The 16139-nt window shown below is 43.8% G+C and carries 14 protein-coding genes; 12 read left to right on the top strand and 2 right to left on the bottom strand.

The window, feature by feature from the left end; translation table 11 throughout:
- Positions 1-3 precede the first annotated feature (3 nt).
- From nikD to AWT60_RS06670, 3 genes are all read left to right on the top strand, one after another.
- Complete coding sequence (gene nikD / locus AWT60_RS06680; RefSeq protein WP_202738599.1) at positions 4-819, top strand: nickel import ATP-binding protein NikD; 816 nt, start codon at positions 4-6, stop codon at positions 817-819.
- Positions 820-832: 13 nt separating this feature from the next.
- Positions 833-1648 carry a nickel import ATP-binding protein NikE gene (gene nikE / locus AWT60_RS06675; protein ID WP_218677054.1) on the top strand — a complete coding sequence of 272 codons (816 nt, stop codon included), beginning with the start codon at positions 833-835 and terminating at the stop codon, positions 1646-1648.
- Between the two features lie 150 nt (positions 1649-1798).
- Positions 1799-3124, top strand: coding sequence for an MATE family efflux transporter (locus AWT60_RS06670; protein WP_076840068.1), 1326 nt, complete (start codon positions 1799-1801; stop codon positions 3122-3124).
- Positions 3125-3144: 20 nt separating this feature from the next.
- Here AWT60_RS06670 and yvfG read toward each other — a convergent pair whose 3' ends face one another.
- Entirely contained in the window at positions 3145-3360 is a 216-nt protein-coding gene (gene yvfG, locus AWT60_RS06665) for a protein YvfG (RefSeq protein ID WP_024423509.1), read from the bottom strand.
- A 70-nt stretch (positions 3361-3430) separates the two neighbouring features.
- On the opposite strand from yvfG, the gene rpoN reads away from it, so the two are divergent.
- Both rpoN and AWT60_RS06655 read left to right on the top strand, forming a co-directional pair.
- On the top strand, positions 3431-4729 hold the full coding sequence (gene rpoN / locus AWT60_RS06660) for an RNA polymerase factor sigma-54 (protein ID WP_218677053.1): 1299 nt from the start codon (positions 3431-3433) through the stop codon (positions 4727-4729).
- Positions 4730-4901: 172 nt separating this feature from the next.
- The gene (locus AWT60_RS06655) at positions 4902-5639 is read left to right on the top strand and encodes a FadR/GntR family transcriptional regulator (protein ID WP_041107850.1); all 738 of its coding nucleotides are present in this window, start codon (positions 4902-4904) and stop codon (positions 5637-5639) included.
- A gap of 30 nt (positions 5640-5669) precedes the next feature.
- On the opposite strand, the gene AWT60_RS06650 is transcribed toward AWT60_RS06655, so the two are convergent.
- On the bottom strand, positions 5670-7106 hold the full coding sequence (locus AWT60_RS06650; RefSeq protein ID WP_056765766.1) for a sigma-54 interaction domain-containing protein: 1437 nt from the start codon (positions 7104-7106) through the stop codon (positions 5670-5672).
- A 209-nt stretch (positions 7107-7315) separates the two neighbouring features.
- Between AWT60_RS06650 and AWT60_RS06645 the strand changes: the two genes are divergently transcribed.
- The 7 genes from AWT60_RS06645 to gpmI all read left to right on the top strand — a co-directional run bounded on the left by AWT60_RS06645 (position 7316) and on the right by gpmI (position 16125).
- Positions 7316-8509: an ornithine--oxo-acid transaminase gene (locus tag AWT60_RS06645; protein WP_218677052.1), complete on the top strand. Its 1194-nt coding sequence runs from the start codon at positions 7316-7318 to the stop codon at positions 8507-8509.
- Between the two features lie 139 nt (positions 8510-8648).
- Positions 8649-10022, top strand: a complete 1374-nt coding sequence (locus tag AWT60_RS06640) for an amino acid permease (RefSeq protein ID WP_052468279.1) — start codon at positions 8649-8651, stop codon at positions 10020-10022.
- A 308-nt stretch (positions 10023-10330) separates the two neighbouring features.
- Positions 10331-11368 (top strand): sugar-binding transcriptional regulator, encoded by a 1038-nt coding sequence (locus tag AWT60_RS06635; protein WP_041088211.1) that lies wholly within the window; start codon positions 10331-10333, stop codon positions 11366-11368.
- Positions 11369-11399: 31 nt separating this feature from the next.
- Positions 11400-12407: a type I glyceraldehyde-3-phosphate dehydrogenase gene (gap, locus tag AWT60_RS06630; RefSeq protein ID WP_007500174.1), complete on the top strand. Its 1008-nt coding sequence runs from the start codon at positions 11400-11402 to the stop codon at positions 12405-12407.
- A 213-nt stretch (positions 12408-12620) separates the two neighbouring features.
- On the top strand, positions 12621-13805 hold the full coding sequence (locus AWT60_RS06625; protein ID WP_024426073.1) for a phosphoglycerate kinase: 1185 nt from the start codon (positions 12621-12623) through the stop codon (positions 13803-13805).
- A gap of 30 nt (positions 13806-13835) precedes the next feature.
- Positions 13836-14597: a triose-phosphate isomerase gene (gene tpiA, locus AWT60_RS06620; protein WP_017359213.1), complete on the top strand. Its 762-nt coding sequence runs from the start codon at positions 13836-13838 to the stop codon at positions 14595-14597.
- The gene (gene gpmI / locus AWT60_RS06615) at positions 14590-16125 is read left to right on the top strand and encodes a 2,3-bisphosphoglycerate-independent phosphoglycerate mutase (RefSeq protein WP_218677051.1); all 1536 of its coding nucleotides are present in this window, start codon (positions 14590-14592) and stop codon (positions 16123-16125) included. Before tpiA ends, gpmI begins: the two co-directional genes overlap by 8 nt.
- Positions 16126-16139 lie beyond the last annotated feature (14 nt).

Genomic DNA, 16139 nt, shown 5'->3' with positions numbered 1-16139 from the left:
GGAATGATCAATGTGCAAGAGTCCATTTTACAAGTAGAGAACCTGCATGTGCAGACGAAAACACCTCAAGGGAAAAGCCCTCTTATTCAAGAAGTCTCGTTTGAAGTAGGGCGCGGTCAAATCCTTGGATTAATTGGTGAGAGCGGCTGCGGGAAAACAGTGACAAGTATGTCGATCTTACGTATGCTTGATCGAAAAACAACTGAAGTCACTGGCAGTATCACATTACAGGGACGAGAATTGATTGGTATAAGTGAAAAGGATATGCGTTCCATTCGGGGCAAAGACATCTCGTATATTATGCAAAATCCAATGAACAGCTTTACGCCGGTATGGACAATCGGTCATCAGCTGGTTGAAACCATCCGCCGGCATACTGCTGTCAGTAAAAGGCAGGCACAAGCACAGGCAATGGATGCGTTAGCGCAAATGAATCTGCCGCAGCCAGATCAGCTGTTCAATAAGTATCCTTTTGAATTAAGCGGAGGGATGTTGCAGCGTGTCATGATCGCCATGGCTGCCTGTATGCACCCGCCCCTCATCATTGCAGATGAGCCGACAACCGCATTAGATGTACACAATCAGAAACGGGTGCTTCAGCATCTGAACCAAATTCGTCATGAACATGGAACGGCCATTTTACTCATTACACACGATCTTGGTGTCATTGCTGAAATGGCAGATCAAGTTGTCGTCATGAAACAAGGAGAAATTGTTGAAAAGGCAGGAGTTCTTGAACTTTTTGAACAACCAAAGCATGATTATACAAAAAAACTATTAGCAGCTCGTCCATCCATCCCAGCTGTTTGTCCGATTTGAGGTGAGAAGTCCCTTGCATTTATTAGAAGTGAAAGCAGTCAGTCATGCATACAACAGTCGGTCGTTTCTAATGAGAAAAAAAGGCGCAGCCCCTGTTCTGAAAAGCGTCGATTTAACTATTGAAGAAGGCACATGCATTGGGCTGCTGGGACAAAGCGGCGCAGGGAAAAGTACACTTGGCCGCATCATACTTGGTTTAGAGAAACCAAGAGCTGGGCAGGTGCTTTTTGAAGGTCAGGATGTCTATCGTGCAGATCAGCCAACACGTAAGCATTTTCGCCGGCATGTGCAAGCAGTGTTTCAGGATTCCTATTCCGCGGTAAATCCAAGATGGACAGTTGAACAAATTTTATCTGAACCGCTTGAAAACTATGAATCTATGAGCCGGAAGGAACGTAAAAACGTACTGATTCACTGGCTGGAAAGAGTTGGGCTCGGTGAAAAGGATTTGTCTAAATATCCGCACCAATTCAGCGGCGGCCAGCTGCAAAGGATCAACATCGCTAGAGCCTTATTGCTCCAGCCAAAGCTCATTGTACTTGATGAATCTGTCAGCAGCTTAGACATGGTGACGCAGGCTGTCATTTTAGATTTATTAGTAGAATTAAAGAAGGAGCTGGGTGTGGCTTACTTATTTATTACACATGATATAACAGCAGCCTATCACTTATGTGATCAATTGGCGATTCTTGATCAAGGAGAGCTTGCTGCCCAATTTCAATCAAAGGATGAATTTTTTTCATCAGAAAAGGAAGCGGTGCGGAAAATGAGAAATGCAATGCTCGCAGACCATCCTTTGTCACGAACGATTGGCAGACCGGTTCGGTAAATCTTCATTTTATCAATACCTCAGCGTGTAGCCAAAGCGTCGCATTCGGTAAAAAGCAAAGGGCGAAAATAAAGCCCCAGTTTAGCCCCTTTGCAGGCAAACTGCGCTTCTTTTAGAAGAGGCTATTTTTCATGAAAGGCAGGTGGCATCGTGAACCATCGAGCGTATTTAGCTTTGGCCATTCCTTTAACAATTTCAACGATGACCACTCCATTACTGGGAGCTGTTGATACAGCGGTTGTCGGTCAGCTCGCAAATCCCGCTTATATTGGAGGCGTTGCGGTTGGCAGTCTCATTTTCAGTACATTATATTGGCTGTTTGGTTTTTTGCGGGTCAGTACATCTGCTTTTGCCGCCCAGGCAAACGGTGCGCAGAATGAGGAGCAGGGCGTTCTTGCTTTTCTAAGACCTTTTTTCGTCGCCATCATTGTCGGACTTTGTTTTATTGCCCTGCAATGGCCGATCATTCAATCTGCTTTTCTAGTGATCTCTCCTGATGCTGATGTCCGTCAATTCGCCGCAGACTATTTTCATATTCGCATTTGGGGAGCGCCATTTACTTTAATGAATTATGTCATATTGGGCTGGCTGATGGGGATGGCAAAAATGAAAGAAGCTCTTTCATTACAAATCTTGATCAATGTTATGAATATGGCCCTCGCATTTCTGCTTGCTCATGTGTTTTCGTTTGCAGTCAAAGGAGTTGCGGCTGCGACATTGATATCTGAAATAACCGCTTTTGTGTTAGGGGCATGGATCATCATGAAGCATTCGTCAAACGGATTCCAGATGCCTTCCATCAAGAAAATCATGGATACTCAGGCAGTGCAGAAAATGTTTCATGTGAATAAGGATTTGTTTATTCGTACGATCTGTCTGCTAGTGGTCATCAATATGTTTACGGCAAAAGGTGCTTCTTTTGGTACAGAGCTGCTGGCAGCCAATGCCATCTTATTTCAAATTCACTACATCATGGCTTATTTGTTCGATGGTTTTGCCAATGCGTCCAGCATCCTAGTTGGCAGATCAGTTGGTGCAAATGACCGCACCCTCTATGAAAAAACCATAACCCTTTCGAGGCAGTGGGCACTTGTCATGGCATGTGTCATTGCGGCGGTTTATTTTTTATTAAAAGAGCCGATATTGAGCTTGTTTACAAATCTCCCTCAGCTGCTAGATGTGACATTACGCTATGCAAACTGGCTCGTTCTTTTTCCGTTTGCGGCTTGTTTCGGTTTGGTCATTTACGGCGTATTTACAGGTGCGACAGAAATTGCCCCTGTTAGAAATTCGATGCTGTTTGCGATGATTTTGTTTATCGTCGTTCAAACCGCGGTCACGCCCCTTTGGCACAATCATGGCCTATGGTTTGCCTTTATCATTTATACTGTCGGGCGGTCTGGCTTTTTGATGATGTATAAATCGAGGCTGGATCAGAAACTTTTCGCATATGATAAACACCCTTTGTCATCTTGACAAAGGGTGTTCTTTTTCGTTCATTCGCTTTCTTTTTTCACCTTTTGATAGGCTTCATCAAGATGCTGAATTCGCTTCAATACAACCGCATTTTTGGTCAGCTGGTCTTGAACAAGCGTTGACACCACTGAGCGGTAATAGGCATTCATGGCATGAACCTTGTCTTCATTTTGGTTCATGGCGATGTGCTGCTTCAAGTTGTCGACAAAGTATGGAACGGAAAAAAGTTCAGACATAGAAATCACTCCTATTTCGTATATACGGTCCGTCAATCTTCATGTAAAATGATGAGAGGGAGGGGAGACAATGAGCCTTAAACTGCAACAAGAACAGGTATTAAAGCAGGTGCTCACACCAGAACTCAGGCAGGCCATTACGCTGATGCAGCTGAATTGCACAGAGCTCGGCGAGTATCTTGACCAGTTAGCACTTGAGAACCCTCTGATTGAGCGGAAAGACACGGACAGCTATCAACCAGTTTATCATAAAAAATCACACGATCGAATGACAGAGCCGTATCGAACGCATCAAAAAGAAAGCCTGCAAATGTTTTTAAAAAGACAGGCGATTGATTTAAATTTAAGTGAAAAGAATCAAAGAATCTTCCACTTTATGATTGAGTCCATTGATTCCAATGGCTATCTAAATGAACCGATTGACGCAATGGCAGCTGTCTTAGAGGTGCCAGCTGAAGAAGTAGAAGCTGTCCTTCATCAGCTGCAATCGCTGGAGCCTGCCGGGATTGGCGCAAGATCATTGCAGGAATGCATCCTCCTTCAGCTGAGAAGGAAAAAGAAGCGCTGGTATGAAGCCGAGCTGATCATCGAAGAGCATTTCTTTCTTTTTGCCAGAAAGGCTTGGAAGGAAATTGCGGCGAAAACAGGTGTTTCAATGAAAACACTACAGGCGGTACAAGATGAAGTGTCTCAGCTTGAACCAAGACCAGGTCTTCATTTCTCATATGATGAAGAGCATGTGTATATAGAGCCTGATGTGACGATTACTGTGGTGCAGGATCACATCACATTTGAGCTGAATCAGCGCGCTTTTCCAGACGTAGAAATGAATGAAGGCTACTTCGCCATGATTCAAGATCAAAAGCGGCATGAAGCATATGCGTATTTAAAGGAAAAAGAGCAGCAGTACAATTGGCTTGTCCAAGCGCTGAAGCAAAGAAAGCAAACGATGACTCATGTCGTTCGTGAGATTATCTCACATCAGACCGATTTTTTCCTAACAGGGAAACATAAAATGAAACCGCTTACGATGAAGCGGATCGCAGATATACTGCAAGTGCATGAGTCAACAGTCAGCCGGACTGTAAAAGGGAAAATGGTGCAAACCCCTTATGGTCTTATGGAAATGAAACAGTTTTTCCAAGCGAAATTAGAAGGGCATTCGCTAGAAGAAGCGTCCAGCTACACTGTCAAAACGCACATTGCAGAGCTCATCCAAACGGAAAACAAGAAAAAACCGTATTCAGATCAGCAAATCATGACGCTGCTTCAGCAAACCTTCGGCATCCGCGCGTCGCGCAGAACCATTGCGAAATATCGCGAACAAATGAATCTTCCGTCCTCTACGCTGCGGAAGCGATACGATTAAAAAGAAGTACTTGCCAGAACATGGCACGTGCTTCTTTTTTTGTTGAAAGCAAGGCAGCCCGAAGATTTCTTGAAAATTAAAGAGGGGAGACGTGTGATCGGAAATTTTGGGGTAAAGTATAAGATAGGGCATGAGCCGATAAGGATAGACAACAGTGATGAGGTGAGACCAATTGAAATATAAACAAATCAAAACGAAAAAAATATATGAAGAAATTGCGGATGCATTAATTGAATCCATTCGTACAGGTGAGCTTCTTCCGGGGGAAAAATTAGATTCGGTTCAAGCGCTCTCAGAAAGCTTTCAAGTCAGCCGTTCTGCTGTAAGAGAGGCGCTGTCTGCTCTCAAAGCGATCGGATTAATAGAGATGAAGCAAGGGGAAGGTACATATGTGAAGCAGTTCGATCCTGAGCAGCTCACATTTAGTCTGTCTCCTGCATTTTTGATGAAGCAGCATGATATCACACAGCTCCTTGAATTAAGATCCATTATTGAGACGGGTGCTGTTAAAAAGGCAGCGCTGCTCCGAACGGACGATGACCTTCATGAGCTGCGTGAGGCACTTGAACAAATGAAACTCGCAGAAGCACATAAAGAAACTGGTGAAGAAGCAGACTTCTCCTTCCATCTCTCCTTAGCAAAAGCTTCAAAGAATGATTTATTAAAGGCGTTAATGAATCAGGTCTCCACCTTGCTGGTAGAAACAATGCGGGAAACGAGAAAAGTCGTCTTATTTTCAAGGAAAGCCTCCATTCGGCAGCTTTACAAAGAACATGAACACATTTACAAAGCCGTCATGGCAAGACAGCCAGAAGAAGCAGAAAGAGCGATGCTCACGCATTTAAAAAATGTAGAAAAACTGCTGAGTGATGTGAATCAAGAACAGGCAGGACAGTCAGAACCACAGTAAGCTGTGCCGAATGAGGGCACAGCTCTATTATTAACGAGAAATATGCAGTTTTTTCATGCGATATTGCAGACTTTGCCTGCTCATGCCCAATAACTTTGCAGTCTGTGAAATATTATCGTCCATTTTTTCTAAGTAATGGACGATGTATTGTTTTTCGAATCGTTCCATTTGGGTTTGAAAATCAGTCGTATGTTCTGGGCTTGTATAAATAAACGTGTCAGCTGCGGTATGCTGTAAAGGGTTCGTCTGTAATTGCGCTGCAGGACGGCCTTCCCTATGTTTAAATCTAAAATGATATGGAAGGTGATGCATGCATAAGGAATCCTCATCCATCATCATATTCATCCCCGCTTCAATCACATGCTCCAGTTCTCGTACATTACCCGGCCAATCATACGCTTGAAAAAGGGCTAGTACCTCTTCGTCAGCCGCCTTCACCTTCATTTGAAACAGCTCATTATATTTTTGAATAAAATGACTGACAAATGTAGGAATGTCTTCTTTTCGTTCAGAAAGCGGCGGAATAAATAAGGTGACAATACCCAGCCGATAAAATAAATCCTTTCGCATGCGTCCGCCTGCGATTGCATCAACAGGATCCTCATTCATATTGGCAATGACTCTTACATCAACAGCGATTTCTTTTGTGCTGCCAAGCCTTCTCACACGTTTCTCCTGTAATACGCGCAGCAGTTTTGCTTGAAGACCAGGATTTAATGAGTTGATCTCATCAAGCAGCAGTGTACCTCCCTGCGCCTGTTCAAATAAGCCGGGCTGATCAGTTGCGCCTGTAAAAGCCCCTTTTTGTGTACCAAAGAGCAGACTTTCAATGAGATTATCAGGCAGTGCCGCGCAATTCTGGGTAATAAATGGTCCAGATGACCGGCTGCTGCCGTTATGAATACTTTGCGCAAATAGTTCTTTTCCTGTCCCTGTTTCTCCAACAATGAGTACATAGGAAGAGGTGCGTGTCGCTCGTTTTGCATGCTCAATCACCTCTAAAAACGCAGGGCTTTGTCCAATAATGGAATCAAAGGTAAAGCGCGTGCTTCCTTTTTTCTTCATATTGTGGTGGATCAGCCGTTCCAGCTTGGTCACATCATTCGAAATTTCAACCGCTCCTTGGATGAGGCCGTCTCGAACGAGCGGGTATGTATGATTAATCGTTGTGATTTCTTTTCCGTTGTAATTATGATACGTCTGCTTTGCATGAACGGTTTGTTTCCCGGTACGCAGCGCTTGGACAAGCGTACTGTGCATTTCGTCTTGGAAGACGAAGAGATCTAATACATTTTTATGGAGAACATCAGAGCGTTTCAAAGACTCAATCTCCATCATTTTTTTATTATAAACAACAGTATTGCCATTCTCGTCAATTGCATGAACCCCGACATCTATTAAATCAAGCATTTGTTTATACAGATCAATCTCATTTTCCAGCTTTGCAGTATACTGATCTTCTTTCATTGAAGCACCTCCAGACCTTACCTCTATTTTACATGAAAAATTTTGCGGTTTCCTCTGAAAAATTTGGCGTATGCAAAGATATTTTGCATAAAGAGCCAGATCAATCACCGACATGATGCAGGCAGAAAGTTGGCACGAACCTTGCATATCATATGTGTGTAGATGAACCTAATTTGAAAAAGGCTAGCTTATAGAAGGAGGAATAGACGATGACACAGACAAATGAATTGATTCAACAAACGGAACAATACGGTGCGGCAAACTATCATCCACTGCCAATTGTGATTTCAGAGGCTGAAGGAGTTTGGGTGACAGACCCTGAAGGCAATCGATATATGGATATGCTGAGTGCGTATTCCGCAGTGAACCAAGGCCATCGCCATCCCCGCATTATTGAGGCGCTCAAAAAACAGGCAGACCGTGTGACACTGACCTCAAGAGCTTTTCACAATGATCAGCTTGGCCCTTGGTATGAAAAAATTTGTCAACTGACGAATAAAGAGATGGCACTCCCGATGAATACTGGAGCTGAGGCGGTAGAAACAGCTGTAAAAGCAGCACGACGCTGGGGCTATGACGTCAAGGGAATCGAAGACAATCGCGCAGAAATCATTGCGTGCGTCGGAAATTTCCATGGCAGAACGATGACGGCAGTTTCCCTTTCTTCTGAAGCAGAATATCAAAGAGGTTTCGGTCCAATGCTTCCAGGCATCAAACTGATTCCTTACGGAGATATTGAAGCGTTACGTGAAGCCATTACACCACAAACAGCGGCTTTTCTGGTCGAGCCTATTCAAGGAGAAGCGGGAATTGTCATGCCGCCAGAAGGCTTCTTGAAGGAAGCGAAAGCGCTTTGTGAAAAGGAACATGTGCTGTTCATTGCAGATGAAATTCAGGTCGGATTAGCGCGAACAGGCAAGATGTTTGCATGTGACTGGGAAGATATTGAACCAGATATGCTGATTCTTGGGAAAGCTTTAGGCGGCGGTGTATTCCCAATCTCGTGTGTGGTAGCAAACCGCGATATATTAGGTGTGTTTAACCCTGGATCTCACGGCTCTACCTTCGGCGGCAATCCTCTTGCGTGTGCGGTGTCGCTGGCTGCACTAGATGTCTTAATCGACGAAAAACTTGCAGCGCGTTCTATGGAGCTTGGCGAATACTTAAAAGACAAACTCAAGCGCATTCAAAGTCCTGTTATCAAGGAAGTGCGCGGCCGCGGATTATTTATCGGCATGGAGCTGACAGAGGCTGCGAGACCTTATTGCGAGAAGCTGAAACAAGCAGGACTGTTATGTAAGGAAACCCATGAGACCGTCATCCGCTTTGCACCGCCGCTCACGATATCTAAAGAAGATTTAGACTGGACGATTGGTCATATTGAAGCATTATTTCAAGCATAAATGTCAAAGGGGGAGAAACCTTCACTTTCTCCCTTTCTCTTTCAACGAACAGCGAATTTTGTCAAAGGATGATGAATAGAAGAGTGAAAGTGGGGAAACGGATTTGAAGCAAGAACAGCATAATGAACTAGAACGTTCCATGAAAAGCAGGCATCTCTTTATGATTGCCTTAGGCGGCGTCATTGGTACTGGTCTTTTCCTTGGGTCAGGACTCATTATCCATCAGGCTGGACCCGGGGGAGCCATTCTATCCTTTATTATTGGGGGATTGTTAATGTATTTGGTGATGCTCTGTCTTGGAGAATTAGCAGTGGCGATGCCGACAGCGGGTTCCTTTCAAGAGTATGCAACCAAATATATAGGCCCGTCCACAGGCTTTATGATCGGCTGGCTTTATTGGTTTAGCTGGGCATGTACAATTGGACTGGAGTTTACGTCAGCAGGCATTTTGCTCCAAAGGTGGTTCCCAGATATCCCTGTTTGGCTGTGGTGTCTTGCATTTAGTGTGATTTTATTTGCCGTGAATGCCATCTCAGCTCGCAGCTTCGCTGAAACCGAGTTTTGGTTTTCAGCCATTAAGGTCGCTGCCATCCTATTATTTATTATCATTGGAATTGGCGCAATTTTCGGAATGATTCATCTGAAAGATGGAGAACCAGCCCCTCTATTTCGTCATTTGACGGATCATGGCGGACTATTTCCTAACGGCGTTTTTGCTATTTTATTAACCATGGTCACGGTCAATTTCTCCTTTCAAGGAACAGAACTTGTAGGGATTGCAGCAGGAGAGAGTGAAAGCCCTGAAAAAACATTGCCGCGATCTATACGAAATATTATTTGGAGAACGATGGTCTTCTTCGTTTTATCCATTGCAGTTCTGGCCGCTCTTCTTCCGTGGCAGACAGCAGGCACTGTCGACAGCCCGTTTGTCGTCGTGCTGGACAAGGTCGGCATACCATATGCTGCAGATATCATGAATTTTATCATCATCACAGCCGTCTTATCTGTAGCAAACTCTGGATTATATGCATCATCACGTATGCTCTGGGCGCTTTCGAAAGATGGGAAAGGTCCCGACTTTACGAAAAAACTGTCCAAGCGTAAAATTCCGATCAATGCATTATTGGTGACAATGGGTGTATCTGCACTATCCCTGCTTACAAGTGTTGTAGCACCAAAAACGGTGTATGTATGGCTCATTTCAATTTCTGGTATGGTCCTTGTTGTAGTGTGGATGTCTATTTGCTTGTCTCAGTATTACTTTAGAAAACAATTCATAAAGGCGGGCGGAGATGTAAAGGATCTCGTCTTCCGAACACCGCTCTATCCATTTGTTCCATTAGCAGGCTTTATCGCATTTGGCATCGTCCTCATCAGCTTATTTTTTATCGAGGATCAGCGAATCGGCCTTTATTGCGGAATCCCGTTCATGGCTGCCTGCTACATTATTTATTATCTCAAAATCAAACCGAAAGAAGAGGTAAAACAGTTTGGAACCATCACAAAAACATAAGCAGGTCCTGAAAAAAATGTGCATGCTGATATCACCAGCATGCACATTTTCAATCGTATATTCATTCTATATAAAGGAAATAAATATTTTGAAAAGAAATATCATCGCAAGAACCTTGATGACAAGCAGGTTATCGGTGAAAATGTGTCTATTTTTTGTCTAAATGTGTTTCTAAGAGTTGAAAATGCAAGATTATCCTGTTAAAATAATTAAAGAAAGCAGGGATTGATTTTTTTTGGCTGTGGCGGGACGTTTTTTGTCACAGTGGGACGTTTTTAGTCCAACGTGAAAAGGAAGGGTCGTTAGCCATGAATCGTTTATTGGAAGCTCAAAAAAAATTATTGCCAGATCTTCTCATCGTTATGCAAAAACGCTACGACATTTTGCAGTACATCAGATTAGCTGAACCAATTGGCCGCAGAAGTCTTGCGACGAGTCTTGGTCTCAGTGAGCGTATCTTACGTGCTGAAGTTCAGTTTTTAAAAGAACAAAACCTGCTGGATGTCAAAACGAGCGGCATGATGCTGACTAGTGAGGGTCACGCTTTGCTTGAAATGCTTGAAGGAATGATGAAGGACGTTTTAGGTTTAACTTTTTTGGAAAATACATTAAAGAGAAAGTTAGGCCTGGAAGAAGTCATGATCGTTTCTGGTGACAGTGACGAATCCCCGTGGGTGAAGCAAGAAATGGGAAGAGCTGCTGTCCAATGCATGAAAAAAAGGTTTACTGGAAATAATATCGTCGCCGTCACTGGCGGAACGACGATGGAAGCCGTTGCCGAAATGATGACCCCTGATGCCAAAAACCGCGATATGATGTTTGTCCCTGCGAGAGGCGGTCTTGGGGAGAATGTAAAAAATCAGGCAAACACCATTTGTGCCCACATGGCTGAAAAAGCTTCCGGTACTTACAAACTGCTGTTTGTTCCAGGACAGCTGTCAGAAGGTGCATACTCTTCCATTATTGAAGAGCCGTCCGTCAAAGAAGTGCTTCAAACGATTAAATCGTCCACGATGCTCATTCATGGTATTGGTGAAGCAAAAACAATGGCGATGAGACGAAATACACCAGCTGAAGATTTAAAAAAGATTGATGAGCATGACGCAGTGACAGAAGCCTTTGGCTATTACTTTAATCGTGATGGTGAGGTCGTACACAAAGTGCACTCCGTCGGCATGCAGCTAGATGATCTAGAAAGCATTCCACACATCATTGCTGTTGCAGGTGGATCATCAAAGGCGGGGGCGATTGAAGCTTATTTCAAAAAACCACGCCGAACGGTTCTCGTTACAGACGAAGGAGCCGCAAAAGAGTTATTAAGGGAGTCAATTGATCCCTCAATATAAAACATTGTGACCTATAAAAGGAGGAAACATCATGGCAGTAAAAGTCGGTATTAACGGATTTGGACGTATTGGACGTAACGTATTTCGTGCAGCATTAAATAATCCTGAAGTTGAGGTAGTAGCGGTTAACGATCTAACAGATGCTAACATGCTTGCACACCTTTTACAATATGACTCTGTTCACGGAAAACTAGATGCAGAGGTTTCTGTAGACGGTACAAACTTAGTAGTGAACGGTAAAACAATCGAAGTATCAGCTGAGCGTGACCCTGCGAAATTAAGCTGGGGTAAACAAGGCGTAGAAATCGTTGTTGAATCTACTGGATTCTTCACAAAACGTGCAGACGCTGCGAAACACTTAGAAGCTGGCGCTAAAAAAGTCATCATCTCTGCTCCTGCTAACGAAGAAGATATCACAATCGTTATGGGTGTAAACGAAGACAAATACGATGCAGCTAGCCACGATGTCATTTCTAATGCATCATGTACTACAAACTGCTTAGCACCATTTGCAAAAGTACTTAACGATAAATTTGGTATCAAACGCGGTATGATGACAACTGTTCACTCATACACAAATGACCAACAAATTCTTGACCTTCCGCACAAAGACTACCGTCGTGCTCGTGCAGCTGCGGAAAACATCATCCCAACTTCTACAGGTGCTGCGAAAGCTGTTTCACTTGTATTGCCTGAACTTAAAGGTAAATTAAACGGTGGCGCTATGCGTGTTCCAACACCTAACGTTTCTTTAGTTGACCTTGTTGCTGAATTAAACCAAGATGTAACAGCTGAAGACGTAAATGCAGCACTTAAAGAAGCAGCTGAAGGAGAACTTAAAGGAATCCTTGGCTACAGTGAAGAGCCATTAGTATCTGGTGACTACAATGGTAATGCAAACTCTTCAACAATCGATGCTCTTTCTACAATGGTGATGGAAGGCAGCATGGTGAAAGTGATCTCTTGGTACGATAACGAGAGTGGATATTCTCACCGCGTTGTTGACCTTGCAGCTTACATTGCAAAACAAGGTCTTTAATTTCTCACACTGAAGGAACTCACTTGGTTCTTTCCTAGAGACACGATATAATGAAGACGGACAAGGGAAGGGGAAGCATCCCTTTCCCTTTTTCTCTGTTTTTATCCGTTCTGCACGATTTCTCGTTTTGATGAGGGCAAAATGGGAAAAGGATAAAGAGAGTCTTGTCCAATGCGTAAGGAAACCAGAATAAAGGAGGATCTCCTGACGAGCATGAATAAGAAATCAGTAAAAGACATTGACGTAAAAGGTAAAGTTGTGTTCTGCCGCGTAGATTTTAACGTTCCAATGAAGGACGGAGAAGTGACGGATGATACTCGTATCCGCGCAGCATTACCAACGATTGAGTATTTAACAGGACAAGGCGCAAAGGTACTGCTAGCTAGTCATTTGGGTCGTCCGAAGGGTCAAGTTACTGAAGAACTGCGTCTGACACCTGTGGCAAAACGTCTGCAAGAGCTTCTTGGAAAAGAAGTGAAAAAAGCAGATGAAGCTTACGGCGACAACGTGAAAAAGCAAATCTCTGACTTAAAAGAAGGAGATGTGCTAGTGCTTGAAAACGTTCGTTTCTATCCTGGTGAAGAAAAGAACGATCCTGAATTATCAAAAGCATTTGCTGATTTAGCCGATGTGTATGTCAATGATGCGTTCGGTGCTGCACACCGTGCACATGCATCGACAGCAGGAATTGCAGCTTATCTTCCGGCTGTTTCGGGCTTCCTCATGCAAAAAGAGCTTGAGGTGTTAGGAAAAGCCATTTCAAATCCTGATCGCCCATTTACAGCGATTATCGGCGGCGCAAAAGTAAAGGATAAAATCGGTGTGATTGAAAGTCTTCTTGATAAAGTAGACAACCTCATCATCGGCGGCGGACTTGCTTACACATTTGTGAAAGCACTTGGTCACGAGGTAGGGAAATCTCTATTAGAAGAAGACAAAGTCGATTTAGCGAAATCCTTTATGGACCGTGCAAAAGAAAAAGGCGTGAACTTCCTGATTCCAACAGATGTTCTGGTAGCCGACGACTTTTCAAATGATGCGAATACAAGCATTGTGCCAATCTCTGAAATTCCAAGTGATCTAGAAGCACTTGATATTGGAACAGAGACAAGAGAAAAGTATGCTGACGTTATTAAAAACAGCAAACTTGTTGTCTGGAACGGACCAATGGGTGTATTTGAAATCGATGCATTCGCTAAAGGAACAAAAGCAATCGCAGAAGCACTGGCAGAAGCAAAAGATACATATTCTGTCATTGGCGGTGGAGATTCAGCAGCAGCTGTTGAGAAATTTGGTCTTGCCGATCAGATGAGCCATATTTCTACAGGCGGCGGCGCTTCACTTGAATTTATGGAAGGCAAAGAACTTCCTGGTGTTACTGCATTAAACGATAAATAAGACCAAAACTGCTATAAGGAAGTGTCAATCATGAGAAAACCAATTATAGCTGGGAACTGGAAAATGAACAAAACACTTGGCGAAGCAGTCAGCTTCGTTGAAGAAGTTAAGTCATCTATTCCATCTCCTGACAAAGTGGAATCCATTGTCTGTGCGCCAGCTCTTTTCCTTGAAAAGCTAAACAGCCTATCAAACGGAACAGACCTTAAAATTGGTGCACAAAACATGCACTTTGAAGAAAATGGTGCATTCACTGGTGAAATCAGCCCTGCTGCTCTAAAAGATCTAGGCATCGGCTATTCAGTGATTGGGCATTCAGAGCGCCGTGAATTCTTTGCAGAAACAGACGAAACAGTGAACAAAAAAGCACATGCTGCATTCAAGCATGGCATCGTTCCAATTATTTGTGTAGGTGAAACGCTTGAAGAGCGTGAAGCTGGCAAAACAAATGAACTTGTCGCTGATCAAGTGAAGAAAGCACTAGCTGGTTTAACGAAGCAGCAAGTGGCTGAATCTGTGATTGCCTATGAGCCAATCTGGGCTATCGGTACAGGAAAATCTTCTACAGCGAAAGATGCAAACGATGTTTGCGCACACATCCGCCAAACCGTTGCAAGTGAATTTGGTCAAGAAGCGGCAGACAGCCTTCGCATTCAATATGGCGGAAGCGTGAAGCCGGCAAATATTAAAGAATATATGGCAGAATCCGATATTGACGGTGCTTTGGTAGGCGGCGCAAGCTTAGAACCTCAGTCTTTCGTTCAATTATTGGAGGAAGGTCAATATGAGTAAGAAACCAGCAGCATTAATCATCTTAGACGGGTTCGGTTTAAGAGGCGAAACAGTCGGTAACGCTGTCGCACAAGCAAAAAAACCGAACTTTGACCGCTACTGGAACGAATTTCCGCATCAAACCTTAACGGCTTCAGGTGAGGCAGTAGGTCTCCCAGAAGGTCAAATGGGGAATTCTGAAGTGGGGCATTTGAACATCGGTGCAGGACGCATTGTGTATCAAAGCTTAACAAGGGTGAATGTTGCCATTCGTGAAGGGGAATTTGAGAAAAACGAAACGTTCCTAGATGCAATGACGTATGCAAAAGAGAATGACAAGGCGCTTCATTTATTTGGACTCTTGTCAGACGGCGGTGTGCACAGTCACATCCAGCATCTTTTTGCCCTGCTGAAGCTGGCGAAAAAAGAAGGCTTAACAAAGGTATACATTCATGGCTTCTTGGACGGACGTGATGTTGGTCAGAAGACAGCCAAAGTGTACTTGAAACAGCTGGAAGAACAAATCAAAGAAATCGGTGTTGGTGAAGTGGCAACACTTTCTGGACGCTATTACTCAATGGACCGTGACAAACGCTGGGATCGTGTGGAGAAAGCGTACCGCGCGATGGCGTATGGTGAAGGCCCAAGTTATCAAAACATCTATGATGTCGTTGATGACTCCTATGAAAATGGAATCTACGATGAATTCGTTATTCCATCTGTCATTACGAGAGAAAATGGTGTGCCGGTTGCCAAAGTAAACGACGGCGACTCTGTGATTTTCTATAACTTCCGTCCAGACCGTGCCATCCAAATCTCGAACACTTTCACAAATGCAGATTTCCGCTCGTTTGACCGCGGAGAAGCTCATCCGAAGAATTTACACTTCGTCTGCTTCACACACTTCAGTGAAACGGTTGATGGCTATGTTGCCTTCAAACCAGTGAATTTGGATAACACAGTAGGAGAAGTGCTTTCTCAAAACGGATTGAAACAGCTGCGGATTGCTGAAACAGAGAAATATCCTCACGTGACGTTCTTTATGAGCGGTGGACGTGAAGAAGAATTTCCTGGTGAAGACCGCATCTTAATCAATTCACCAGATGTCGCAACCTATGACCTCAAGCCGGAAATGAGCGCTTATGAGGTAAAGGATGCACTTGTTGCAGACATCAATGCTGACAAGCATGATGCGATCATTCTGAACTTTGCTAACCCGGATATGGTTGGTCATTCAGGTATGCTTGAGCCAACAATCAAAGCCATTGAAGCAGTAGATGAGTGCTTAGGAGCTGTAGTCGACGCAATCCTGGCAAAAGGCGGACATGCCATCATCACGGCAGACCACGGTAACGCAGACGTGCTGATTACCGAAGAAGGAAAGCCGCATACTGCACATACAACGAATCCTGTACCAGTCATCGTGACGAAAAAAGGTGCGACGCTTAGAGAAGGCGGCATTTTAGCTGATCTATCTCCAACGCTTTTAGACTTACTTGGACTTGAAAAACCAAAAGAGATGACAGGAACATCATTAATTCAGAAATAAAAAAATTGATTCAA

Origin of the sequence: Bacillus sp. F2HM, from assembly GCF_019266135.1 — a bacterium.
GTDB classification, from domain to species: Bacteria; Bacillota; Bacilli; order Bacillales; family Bacillaceae; genus Bacillus; species Bacillus safensis.
The sequence above is the reverse complement of the archived record's forward strand: the minus strand, read 5'-3'. Positions and strand labels throughout refer to the sequence as shown.